An 11,973-nucleotide genomic window follows, 5' to 3' on the forward strand; every position below is an offset into this window, starting at 1 on the left:
CATGTAGGTTGAGCGCATGAGTGGCGCTGCGGGTGGAGCGGGTTCGGGGATCGACGCGGTGCTGCTGGCCAAGCCGCCGGCGTTCAGCGAGCAGTCCGCCGCCGCGATGGGTGAGGCGGCCTTCGGCATCGCGGCCGCAGGTGCCCGGAACCTTGGCAGCGAACGCGACCAGACCTTCATGCTGCTCGGCGACGACGGGACCGGGCTGGCGATCCTCAAGGTCTCGAACCCGGCCGAGGACCCCGCGACCTTGGACATGGAGGCTCTGGTCGCCTTCCACGCGGTGCGGGCCGATCCTGCGCTGGCCGTCGCCCAGCCGCGTCGCTCCCCCGCCGCCCTACCGGACGCCGGAGCCGCGGGCTTCCGGGTCCGCTGGGATCACGATGGCGACGTGCACTGGCTGCGCGTCTACGACCTGCTCCCGGGCCGAGCGCGGCTCGATCCGCGCACCCTGGCGGACCCCGCGCTGGTGGCCTGGGGGCACACGACGGCGCGGCTGGGGCGGGCGCTGCGCAGCTTCATCCACCCGAACGCGATCCGCACCCTGCCCTGGGACGTCCAGCACGCCTCGACGGTGCGCCCGATGCTCGCGTCCATCGCGGACAGGTCGACCCGTGAAGCCGTCGAGGCGGTGCTCGACCGCTTCGAGCGGACGGTGCTTCCGCGATGGTCCGGGTTGCGCGCGCAGGTCATCCACACCGACCTCACGGCCGACAACGTGCTCGCCGACGACGACGGCCTGATCACCGGGATCATCGACTTCGGCGACCTGAGCCACACCGCCCTGGTGGTCGACCTGGCCTCCGTCCTGGACTCGATGGCCCTGGGCCGCCCTGGCGAGGAGATGTTCCGGGTGGCCCGTCTCGTGCTGGACGGCTACGAACATGTCGTCCCGCTCGAACCGCTCGAACGCGAGGTGATGGGCGAGATCTGGGCCGCCCGAGCGGCCGTCGGCGTGGCAATCGGGTCGTGGCGGGCCGCCGAGGGCCTCGAGGAGCCCGGGTTCGCGGAGCGGCTGAACGAGACCGCGCTGGTGATGATGGACCACATGCTCACCACTGGGTGGGAGCGTACGGCGCTGGCCCTCGGCGCGCGGGACGACTCCCGCGGCGGGTCGGGCACCGCCGTCCTGTCCGGACGTCGGGACGCCGTGTTCGGGCCGGCAATGGAGCCGCTGAGCTACGACGAGCCCGTCGAGATGGCCTCGGCGAGCGGGGTCTGGATGCAGGACACCGAGGGCCGGCGCTACCTGGACGCCTACAACAACGTGGTCTGCGTCGGGCACAGCCACCCTCGCGTGACGTCTGCGGTCGCGCGGCAGTGGCGGGTGCTGAACACCAACATGCGCTACCTGCACCACGCCGCCATCGAGCTCGGCGAGCGCCTCGTGCAGAGCTGCCCGCCCGAGCTGGACACCGTGCTGTTCGTGAACTCAGGCTCCGAGGCGAACGACCTCGCGTGGCGGATCGCCAAGTACCACACCGGGAACCAGGGCGGGCTGTGCACCGACTTCGCTTACCACGGCATCACCGAGTCGATGGCGGACCTCTCGCCGGAGGTGCTGCCTGCCGGAGTGTCCGGGGCCCAGCACGTCGAGACGTGGCTGCCACCGGACGCCTACCGCGGGCTGCACCCGTCGTCCGACGAGTTCGCCGCAGCGCTCGCGCGACTGGCGGCGCGCGACGTGGCGCCCGCCGCGGTGATCCTGGACGGCGTGCTGCAGAGCGACGGGGTGCTGGACCTCGAGCCCGCCTACGTGCAGGAGCTGGTCCGGCTGACTCACGAGTCAGGTGGTCTGTGGATCGCCGACGAGGTGCAGGGCGGTCACGGGCGCACCGGCTCGGCCATGTGGTCCTTCGAGCGGTTCGGGATCGTGCCCGACTTCGTCACCCTCGGCAAGCCGATGGGCAACGGTCAGCCGGTCGGTGCGGTCATCCTGCGGCGCGAGCTGGCCGAACGGTTCGCTCGGGACACCGTGTTCTTCTCCACCTTCGCCGGCAACCAGGTCTCGATGGTCGCCTCCCACGCGGTGCTCGACGTCCTGGCGGACGAGCGGGTCCTGCCCCGCGTCGAGGCCACCGGCGACGCGCTGCGAAAGGCGGTCCGGGAGGCGACCGCCGGCCACGACCGGGTCGGCGACGTGCGCGGTGTGGGTCTGGCCAACGGAATCGAGATCGTCACCGACCGGACGTCGCGCCGACCCGACCCGGAGGCGGCCGCCGCTGTGAAGAACGGGATGCGCGCCCGCGGCGTCCTCGTCGGAACCACGGGCCGTGCCGTCAACACGCTCAAGGTGCGGCCGCCGCTGGCCTTCACCGAAGTGCACATCCCGACCTTCGTCGCGGCGCTGACCGGCGCGCTGGACGAACTGCCGAGCAGCTAGGCGCGAGGAGAACGCGGGACCTAAGTCCCGTCAGCATCCCGGGTGACCTGCCGATGGGTAGTGGCACACCACCCTTGAAAGAGAGAGCCACCTCGTGAAGAACAAGCGCACCTTCGGCGTTGCCATCGGCGCCCTGACTGCTGGAATCGTCCTGGTCCCGGTCGCGGCCTCCGCCTCCAATGGCCAGGCCTGGCTGCTCGGCCGGGCCAACGCCGAGACCACGGCCACCACAGTGACCAACTCGGCGGGCACCCCGCTGTCCCTGAAGGCCAAGAGCGGCTACGCCCCGCTCGCCGTCAACTCCACCAAGACGGTGACCAACCTGTCCGCCGACCGGCTGGACGGGCTGGACAGCACGTCCTTGGCCAAGACGTCCGGCCGGACCGGCACCATTGTGCACGATGGTGACTACGACGCCCTCGGTGCGAAGTGCCCGGTGGGCACGGTGTTCGTCTCCGGCGGTGGCTACGCCAAGTACGGCGCGGGGATCCGCTACTCCGGTCCGGACTGGAACGCCGACACCGGCGCGATCATCCCGAACTCGTGGATCGTGCTGGACGAGTCCGACTACCCCGGGGTGAGCAACGTGACCTGCTACTCCCCGTCGGGGGCAGCGATCCCCGGCGCGGCGACCACCCTCGACCAGCTGAGCAGCGGCGGCGCCAACGTCTCAGAGTCGACGTCCGGCCCGTCGTGGCCGTCCGCTCGGGTCATCGCCAAGGCCGAGAGCTTCCAGGCCGCTCAGGTCCAGCCCAAGCGCTGATCCGCTGAACCGGTCCCGGTCGGACGGCTAGGCACGTCCGGCCGGGACCACCGCTTCATTAGCAGCCGACTGTTCAACCGGACTGGGGCCCTGTTGGAGGAGATGTGGCACACATCGGGACCAAAGTCCCTAAGCCAAACGGGTGACGTGCCGATAAGTCGTAGTAACGCGCGCCAGCAGGTGGGCTGACCAAGGCCGAACGAAACGTCGCCCTGGGTCACTGATCGACGAACTCAGAGAGACATAATGAGCAAGATCATCACCCGCGCCCTGGTGGGCGTGCTGGCGGCCGGAGTGCTCGTGCCGCTGGCCGGAGGCGCCGCTCAGGCTGCCTCGCACTCGACCAAGGTCACCTGGACCCATGCGCGGGTTGTCCGCTGGGTGGACGGCGACACGGTGGTCACCTCGCGCGGCACGGTCCGGCTGATCGGGGTGGACACCCCGGAGCGCGGTCGGAACGGGGCGAGCGCTGCGACCAAGTGGGCCAAGCACCTGGCCCCGGTCGGCAGCACGGTGAGCCTCGGCGACCCGGCCAGCGTGAAGAACACCGACCGGTACGGGCGGCACCTGCGCTACGTGGTGCGCAACCGCGTGGACATCGACCGCAGCCAGATCAACCACGGGGCTAAGGCCCGGTACGACTCGCTGGACGGTTACCAGTGGCACCCGCGTCAGCGTGCCTACCGGGCCGCCGACAAGCGGCACCCGAACTACCGGGGTGGCTGGTCCTCGTCCCCGAGTTCGTCCGCGCCTGCCGCGCCGGCCTGGAACTACCCGTACGGCGGCGGCGGCGATGCCCACCCGTGCCCGAAGGGCTACCCGGTCAAGGGCAACGACAACTCCGGCATCTACCACGTGCCGGGCAACGCGTCCTACAACGCCACCAACAACCGGAACTGCTTCCGCCGTGAGATCGACGCGATCGCGGCCGGGTACCGCGCAGCCAAGATCTGAACATGACTGCCGACTACGACTTTTACGCCGCCCGGCCATCCACCTCGCCGACACCACCCACACCGCCCACTCCGATGGAGCCCGAGCCTGGCCCCCGGCCGGTCCCGCTGGCCGGTGCCAAGGTGCCCGAGTCCGCCTCACTGATCGTCTGGGGCATCGTGCTCCAGGTGTTCGGCTCGGCGCTGTGGTACATCGGCATCCGCAAGGGTCTGGGTGCGCTGTTCGCCGAGTCCGGCATGTCCGAGGCCCACGGCTACCAGTACGCCGGTCAACTGGCCATCCTGGGTGGCTTCGCCCTGATGCTGCTGGGCATCTACCGGGTGGCCCACAACGTGGACGAGACCCGCAAGGCCGTGCAGATCCTGGTCGAGCAAAGGCAGCCGTGAGCACCGAGCCCTGATCTGCCCGGGGTGTCCTACTCCCACTCGATGGTCCCCGGCGGCTTGCTGGTGATGTCCAGCACGACCCGGTTCACCTCGGCCACCTCGTTGGTGATCCGGGTCGAGATCCTGGCCAGCACGTCGTAGGGCAGCCGGCTCCAGTCCGCCGTCATCGCGTCCTCGCTGGACACCGGACGCAGCACGATCGGGTGTCCGTAACTGCGACCGTCCCCTTGCACCCCAACGGATCGGACGTCGGCCAGCAGTACCACGGGGCACTGCCAGATGGCGGAGTCCAGCTCGGCGGCGGTGAGCTCCTCGCGCACGATCAGGTCGGCGGCGCGCAGCGTCTCCAGCCGCTCGGCCGTCACCTCGCCGACGATCCGGATGCCCAGGCCGGGCCCGGGGAACGGCTGGCGTGCCACGATCGGCTCGGGCACCCCAAGCTCGCGACCGACTGCGCGGACCTCATCCTTGAACAGCGTGCGCAGCGGCTCGACCAGCGAGAACTGCAGGTCGTCCGGCAGGCCGCCGACGTTGTGGTGGCTCTTGATGTTCGCCGCACCCTCGCCGCCGCCGGACTCCACGACGTCCGGGTAGAGCGTGCCCTGCACCAGGAACTTCACCGGGTGCCCGTCCGACTCGGCCTCGCCGACGACCTCGCGCGCCGCCTGCTCGAAGACGCGGATGAACTCGCGGCCGATCGCCTTGCGCTTGTCCTCCGGGTCGGTCAGGCCGGCGAGCGCGTCCAGGAACTGTTTGCTGGCGTCGACCACCTTCAGGTCGACGCCGGTGGCCTCGACGAAGTCGCGCTCGACCTGCTCGGCCTCGCCGGCGCGCAGCAGCCCGTGGTCGACGAAGACGCAGGTGAGCTGGTCGCCGACGGCCCTCTGCACCAGCGCCGCGGCCACGGACGAGTCGACCCCGCCGGACAGCCCGCAGATCACGTGCGCGTCGCCGATCTGCTCGCGCACCCGCTCGACCAGCTCCTCGGCGACGCCCTCCGTCGTCCAGGTCGGCTCGAGGCTGGCGCCGCGGGTCAGGAAGTTCTCGATCACCCGCTGGCCGAAGGTGGAGTGCACGACCTCGGGATGCCACTGCAGGCCGTACAGCCGGCGCTCGTCGCTCTCGAAAGCCGCGACCGGCGTCCCCACCGTCTCGCCGGTGACCACGAAACCCTCGGGCGCGGCCTGCACGGAGTCGCCGTGGCTCATCCAGACGGACTGGTCCTCCACCTGCCCGTAGAACAGCGTCGAGCTCTCGGCTCGCACCGAGGCCATCGTGCCGCCGTACTCGCGCGAGCCCGTGTGCGCGACCTCCCCGCCGAGGGCCAGCGCCATCGCCTGGAAGCCGTAGCAGATGCCCAGCACGGGTACGCCGGCCTCGAACAGCGCCGGGTCCACGCTCGGTGCCTCGTCGGCGTAGACGCTGCTCGGGCCGCCGGACAGCACGATCGCCGAGGGTGACTTCTCCAGCATCCGCTGCACCGACATGGTGTGCGGCACGACCTCGCTGTACCGGCCGGCCTCGCGCACCCGGCGGGCGATCAGCTGGGCGTACTGGGCGCCGAAGTCGACGACCAGGACCGGGTGGGCCTCGAGATCGGGGGTGTCAGTCACCCCGCCAGCGTATCGGCGGCCGAGGCCCGGCTTCGCTCGGCGCCCCCGTGCATGGCTGCAGCCGTGGTTGCAGCGTCGCGGGGGCAATCACCCCCACCTGCCTGCAACCACGCCTGCACCCACGGCGATCAGGCGGCAGGGGTCCCGACCGCCGAGCCCTCGACCTCGCGGGCCACCTTGCGCTCCATCACGAACGAGAAGAACGGGACGACGCCGGCCAGCATCACGCCGATCATCTTCGGCAGCGACCACTTCACCCGGAAGCCCAGGTCGGCCACGCTGATGACGTAGAGCAGGTACAGGAAGCCGTGGATCTGGCTCCACCACAGCAGCGAGTCGTTGTCGAAGCCGTAGTGCAGCACGACCTCGGCGACCAGCAGCAGCAGGCCGATGCCGACGATCACGGCCATGATCTTGAAGCGGGTCAGGGACGACTTGATCTTGGGGCTCAGCTCGCTGCTCACGCGCCGACCTTCTCACGGTCCGCCTCGGCCCGTTCACGCTGGTCCTGGCGGACCATCTTCCACCACAGCACCAGTGCGAAGCCGGCGAACACCCACCATTGGACGGCGTAGGCCGCGTTGCGCCACGCGATGCCGTGCGGCTGCGGCCTGGGCGCGCTCGCCCGTTCCGGCTGGGCGCCGACCCCGGCCGGCTGCTCCGAAGCGGCCACCAGGTAGCCGTTGTAGATCGGCGAGCCCCACCGGTTCACCAGCTCTGCGGCGTCCAGCGCCGCAAGCTGACCGTCGGGCAGCGCCGCAGCGCCATCCCCCGGTGCATCATCTGGCTGAAGTACGCCCGTGACTTCGACCACACCGGAGGGCGCGTGCGAGGGGTCCGCGGCGGGATCCTGCGGGCTCGGCACCCAGCCCCGGACGACGGGGAGCCACCCGCCGGACGACGTCCGCAGGGCTGCGACGACCCACCAGCCGCTGCGTCCGTGCTGCAGGCGCTCGGCCACCAGGACCTGCCGGGTGGGGTCGTAAGTGCCGCTCGCATGCACCGCGCGGGCGTCCGCGGACGTCGGGAACGGCTGCTGCGCAACGAGGACGTCGTCCAGCGCAGCCGGTGGCCGGGCGGCGACCTGCTCGGCGGCCTTGCGCGCACCCTTGTCGCGGGCGACGCCGAGCTGCCACGACCCGAGCCAGCCGAACGCCACGCACAGCACCACCACCAGCGCCAGCAGGGCCAGCCATCGGGGCTGCAGCGCGGTCCTCAGCACGCCCTGACCGTACGCGAAAACGATTGGGGGACTGTCGGGGGTACGTCGTACCGTTGACACTCGTGCGCACCCTCCCCTATGCCGACCCCGGCACCCCGAACATCGACGGCCCCTGGCACCTGCTCGGGTGGATCGCGCGCGGGCAGAAGCTGACCCTGACGATCGGCATGCTGTGGGGCTGCGCGTGGATGTGCGCGCAGGCCCTCATCCCGGTCGCGGTCGGCCGCGGGATCAACCAAGGCGTCGTCGTGCACGACGGCAGCGCGCTGCTGCTGTGGTCCGGTGCCGTGCTCGCTCTGGCGTGCGTCCAGGCCATCTCCGGCGTGCTGCGCCACCGCGCCGCCGTGAGCAACTGGCTGCAGGCCAGCTTCCGGGTCGCCCAGCTGCTCGGTCACAAGGCGGCCGACACCGGCGAGGCGCTGCCGCGCACCGTGCCGACCGGTGAGGTGGTGGCCACGGTCACCAACGACGCCATGCGCCTGGGCGGGGCGTACGACGTGAGCGCCCGCTTCTCCGGCGCCATCCTCAGCTACGTCGTGGTCGCGATCATCCTGCTGCGCACCTCGGTCTCGCTCGGCCTGCTGGTGCTACTCGGCGTGCCGTTGCTGACCGCCGTGCTCGGGCTGCTGATCAAGCCGCTGCAGAAGCGCCAGGCAGAGCAGCGCGAGCAGTCCGGCAAGCTCACCACCCTCGGCGCCGACACCGTCGCGGGGCTGCGTGTGCTGCGCGGGATCGGGGGCGAGCAGACGTTCGTCACCCGGTACCGCAAGCGCTCCCAGATCGTCCGCGAGACGGGTGTCCGGGTAGCCGGTGTGCAGGCCGTGCTCGACGCCGCCCAGATCCTGCTGCCCGGCATCTTCGTCGTGCTGGTCACCTGGCTCGGCGCGCGCCTCGTCGTCCAGGGCGAGATCGGGGTCGGCGACCTCGTCATGTTCTACGGGCTGTCCGCCTTCCTGGTCACGCCGCTGCGCACCGCGACCGAGATGGTCGACCGGCTGACCCGTGCGCACATCGGGGCTCGCCGGATCATCAACGTCCTGCGGGTCAGCCCCTACGTGCTCGACCGCACGCCGGGGCGCCGGGTCGAGCTGTCCGACGAGCTCCCGCTGTTCGACCCGACCTCGGGTGCGACGTTGCCGGCCGGCAAGCTCACGGCCGTCGTGTCCAGCCGGCCCGAGGAGTCCGCCGCGCTCGCCGACCGGCTCGGTCGGTTCAGCGAGGTCCCAGGGGCCCCGGTGCTGCTCGGTGACGAGCGGATCGACCTGCTGCCGCTGGCCGAGACCCGGCACCAGGTCGTGGTGAGTGAGAGCGATCCCAGACTGTTCACCGGGTCGCTGCGGGCCCAGCTCGTCGGTCCGTCCGGGGCCGACGACGACGAGGTGGCGCGGGCGATCCACACCGCCGCGGCGCACGACGTCCTGGACGCGCTGCCGCACGGCATCGAGAGCGACGTCGAGGAGCGCGGTCGATCGTTCAGCGGCGGCCAGCGCCAGCGGCTCTCGCTGGCCCGCGCGTTGCTCACCGACGCGCCGACGCTGGTGCTCGTCGAGCCGACCAGCGCGGTCGATGCGCACACCGAGGCGAGGATCGCGTCCCGGCTGCGCCAGCACCGGGCAGGGCGCACGACCGTCGTGATGACCGCGAGCCCGCTGCTGCTGGACCACGCCGACCACGTGCTGTTCCTGGAGGGCGGCGAGGTCGTCGCCGAGGGAACGCACCGCGAGCTGCTGGCCGGCACACCGGCCTACCGACACACCGTGATCCGAGGGGAGGACGAATGAGCACCACGACCCCGACGGCGAGCTCGACCAAGCTCCCTGTCGCCGGACCGGACAGCGTGCGCCGCGAGGCCAAGCTGCTCGCCCGCGAGTACCGGACGGGCCTCAGCGTCGTCCTCGGCCTGCACGGGCTCGCGGCCATCGCCGGGCTGGCCGGTCCGGCCCTGATCGGCCGCATGGTCGACCAGGTGACCGACGGCGCCGGCCTGAGCGTGGTCAACAAGCTGTCGGCCTTCCTGGCCGCAGCGATCGTGGTGCAGACGGTGTTCATGTACCTCGCCCGCAGGCAGTCCTTCGTGCTGGGCGAGACGGTCTTCGCACAGCTGCGCGAGCAGTTCATGGACCGCGTCGTCGCCCTTCCGCTGTCGACGGTCGAGCGGGCCGGCACCGGCGACCTCGTCACCCGAACCACGCGGGACGTGGACGCCCTCTCGCACACGGTGCGCTTCGCGGTGCCGTCCGTGCTGGTCGCGATCGTCGCCACCGTGCTGACTACCATCGCGACGTTCGCGGCCGGCTGGAAGGTCGCGCTGCCGGTGCTCGTCGCCGTACCGATCCTGTGGACCGGCACCCGCTGGTACCTCAAGCGCGCTCCCGCCGGCTACCTGCGCGAGGGCGCGACGTACGCGGTGCTCAACGGCACCGTGACCGAGACCGTGGACGGCGCACGCACCGTCGAGGCACTGGGACTCGGCAGCGAGCGGCGCCGAGCCGTCGACCGCGACCTGGCCGGCTGCTACAAGGCGGAGCGCTACACGCTGTTCCTGCGCTCGGTGTGGTTCCCGAGTGTCGAGTTCGGCTACTTCCTTCCCGTCGCCGCGACGCTGCTGTGGGGTGGCTGGCTGGCCGGAGAGGGTCAGGCCACGGTCGGCCAGGTCACCGCCGTCACCCTCTACGTGCTGCAGCTGATGGGTCCGGTGGACGAGCTCTTGTCCTGGCTGGACGAGATCCAGGTCGGCGCCGCCTCCTTCGCGCGCATCATCGGTATCGGCGACGTGCCCAACGACCGGACCGCGAGCGGCGAGCAGCCGAGCGGCACCGAGATCACCGCCCAGGACGTGCGCTACGCGTACCGCGAGGGCCACGACGTGCTGGACGGCATCAGCATCGACCTCGCACCGGGCGAGCGGCTCGCGGTGGTCGGACCCTCCGGCGCCGGCAAGTCGACCCTGGGCCGCCTGCTGGCCGGGATCCATGGCCCACGCACAGGTTCGGTCAACGTCGGCGGCGTTCCGCTGGTCGAGCTGGAGCTGGACGACCTTCGCGGTCACGTGGCGCTGGTCACCCAGGAGCACCACGTGTTCGTCGGGTCGCTGGCCGACAACCTGCGGCTGGCCCGCCCCGGGGCGAGCGACGACGAGCTGCGCGAGGCGATGTCCGCCGTCGACGCCCTCGGCTGGGCCGAGCGCCTGCCGCAGGGCATGGACACCGAGGTCGGCTCCGGCGGGGTCGAGCTGACGCCGCCGCAGGCGCAGCAGCTCGCGCTGGCCCGGCTGGTGCTGAACGACCCGCACACGCTGGTGCTGGACGAGGCCACGTCGCTGCTCGACCCGCGGGCGGCTCGCCACCTCGAGCGGTCGCTGTCCGCCGTCCTGGACGGTCGCACCGTGGTCGCCATCGCGCACCGGCTGCACACCGCGCACGACGCGGACCGGGTCGCCGTGGTCGAGGACGGCAGGGTCAGCGAGATCGGCACGCACCACGAGCTGGTGAACGCCGGTGGCCCGTACGCCGCACTGTGGGAGTCCTGGACGGACGCGCCGTCGGCCGGCTCAGGCGCCTCAGGCGGCTCAGGCGGCTCAAGCGGCTCGTCTGCGTCCTCCACGGTTTCTACCGAACAGCCGTAACCTCCCGGCACCCGAGTCGTTGAGCGGGGTGACGCGGGGTCGGCCGTCCACCCCCGGTGCCGGCCCCGCGTCACCAGCCGGTGCGGCACGAGCGGCCGCGGCCCATGGCAGAGTTCGCGCCATGACCGGCAGACCCTCCCGACGCACCGTGCTGATCGGCGGCGCCGCCGGCCTGGTGTGCCTGGCGGCCGCAGCCGTCGGCGGCGTCGAGGCCGGCCTGCTGCCCGGACGGCCGGGCCTCGACCACGCGCTCGGACTGGACGACGTCGACGGCGACCGACCGTCGACCGAGCCGGGTCCGGTCGACTACCACTCGTTCGACTCCACGGCACGCGGACGGCGGGTCAGCTGGGGACTGTTCCGCCCGGACGACCGTCCAGCGAAGGGTCTGCCCGTCGTCCTGTCCCTGCACGGGCGCGGCGGCGACGCCCGCAGCACGCACGACGTCCTGCTTGCCGACGCCTACCTGGCCGACCACGTCCGCCGCGGTGGCGCACCGCTGGTGATCGTGTCGGTGGACGGCGCAGACACCTACTGGCACCCACGGCGGGACGGCGACGACCCGCTCGCGATGATCCTCGACGAGCTGCTCCCCCGGGTCGGCGACCTGGGCGCCAGGGTCGACCGGGTCGGGGTCGTCGGCTACTCGATGGGCGGCTACGCCGGCCTGATGCTGGCCCGGGAGAGCGAGGCGGACCGCCTGGGCGGGCTGCGGGTGGCAGCAGCGGCCGCGTCCAGCCCGGCCCTTTTCGCGTCCGCTGCGGCCAGCTCGCCAGGCGCGTTCGACGGGCCGGCGGACTGGCACCGCTGGGGAGACCTGGCGGCTCATCCACAGGTCGCGCGCACCCCGTTGCACGTGGACTGCGGAACCAGCGACCCGTTCGCGGAGCAGACCCGGCGCTACCGCAGGAACTGCGCGAGGACTCCCGCCGGCGGGTTCAGCAAGGGCGGCCACCACCCGGACTACTGGCGCTCGGTGCTGCCGGACCAGCTCACGTTCCTCAGCCAGCAGCTGTCCGGCGGCTGA

General features: G+C 71.6%; 10 protein-coding genes. 7 read left to right on the top strand and 3 right to left on the bottom strand.

The window, feature by feature from the left end:
• Nucleotides 1-16: 16 nt before the first annotated feature.
• From ACPPVT_RS18700 to ACPPVT_RS18715, 4 genes are all read left to right on the top strand, one after another.
• Entirely contained in the window at nt 17-2,383 is a 2,367-nt protein-coding gene (locus ACPPVT_RS18700; protein WP_426562921.1) for an aminotransferase class III-fold pyridoxal phosphate-dependent enzyme, read from the top strand.
• Nucleotides 2,384-2,477: 94 nt separating this feature from the next.
• Entirely contained in the window at nt 2,478-3,146 is a 669-nt protein-coding gene (locus ACPPVT_RS18705) for a hypothetical protein (protein ID WP_426562923.1), read from the top strand.
• A gap of 246 nt (nt 3,147-3,392) precedes the next feature.
• Nucleotides 3,393-4,100: a thermonuclease family protein gene (locus ACPPVT_RS18710; protein ID WP_426562925.1), complete on the top strand. Its 708-nt coding sequence runs from the start codon at nt 3,393-3,395 to the stop codon at nt 4,098-4,100.
• Between the two features lie 2 nt (nt 4,101-4,102).
• Nucleotides 4,103-4,486, top strand: coding sequence for a hypothetical protein (locus ACPPVT_RS18715; RefSeq protein ID WP_426562927.1), 384 nt, complete (start codon nt 4,103-4,105; stop codon nt 4,484-4,486).
• A 29-nt stretch (nt 4,487-4,515) separates the two neighbouring features.
• Here ACPPVT_RS18715 and guaA read toward each other — a convergent pair whose 3' ends face one another.
• The 3 genes from guaA to ACPPVT_RS18730 form a co-directional block, all read right to left on the bottom strand.
• Nucleotides 4,516-6,099, bottom strand: coding sequence for a glutamine-hydrolyzing GMP synthase (gene guaA, locus ACPPVT_RS18720; RefSeq protein WP_426562929.1), 1,584 nt, complete (start codon nt 6,097-6,099; stop codon nt 4,516-4,518).
• 128 nt (nt 6,100-6,227) lie between these two features.
• On the bottom strand, nt 6,228-6,563 hold the full coding sequence (locus ACPPVT_RS18725; protein ID WP_426562931.1) for a DUF3817 domain-containing protein: 336 nt from the start codon (nt 6,561-6,563) through the stop codon (nt 6,228-6,230).
• Nucleotides 6,560-7,321 (bottom strand): SURF1 family protein, encoded by a 762-nt coding sequence (locus tag ACPPVT_RS18730; RefSeq protein ID WP_426562933.1) that lies wholly within the window; start codon nt 7,319-7,321, stop codon nt 6,560-6,562. The genes ACPPVT_RS18725 and ACPPVT_RS18730 overlap by 4 nt, the downstream gene beginning before the upstream one ends.
• 62 nt (nt 7,322-7,383) lie before the next feature.
• On the opposite strand from ACPPVT_RS18730, the gene ACPPVT_RS18735 reads away from it, so the two are divergent.
• The 3 genes from ACPPVT_RS18735 to ACPPVT_RS18745 all read left to right on the top strand — a co-directional run bounded on the left by ACPPVT_RS18735 (nt 7,384) and on the right by ACPPVT_RS18745 (nt 11,973).
• Nucleotides 7,384-9,102, top strand: a complete 1,719-nt coding sequence (locus ACPPVT_RS18735) for an ABC transporter ATP-binding protein (protein WP_426562935.1) — start codon at nt 7,384-7,386, stop codon at nt 9,100-9,102.
• Nucleotides 9,099-10,946 (top strand): ABC transporter ATP-binding protein, encoded by a 1,848-nt coding sequence (locus ACPPVT_RS18740; protein ID WP_426562937.1) that lies wholly within the window; start codon nt 9,099-9,101, stop codon nt 10,944-10,946. Before ACPPVT_RS18735 ends, ACPPVT_RS18740 begins: the two co-directional genes overlap by 4 nt.
• Nucleotides 10,947-11,067: 121 nt before the next feature.
• Nucleotides 11,068-11,973 carry an alpha/beta hydrolase-fold protein gene (locus ACPPVT_RS18745; RefSeq protein WP_426562939.1) on the top strand — a complete coding sequence of 302 codons (906 nt, stop codon included), beginning with the start codon at nt 11,068-11,070 and terminating at the stop codon, nt 11,971-11,973.

The sequence above is a fragment of the Angustibacter sp. McL0619 genome (assembly GCF_049994355.1).
In the GTDB taxonomy this organism is placed as follows: domain Bacteria; phylum Actinomycetota; class Actinomycetes; order Actinomycetales; family Angustibacteraceae; genus Angustibacter.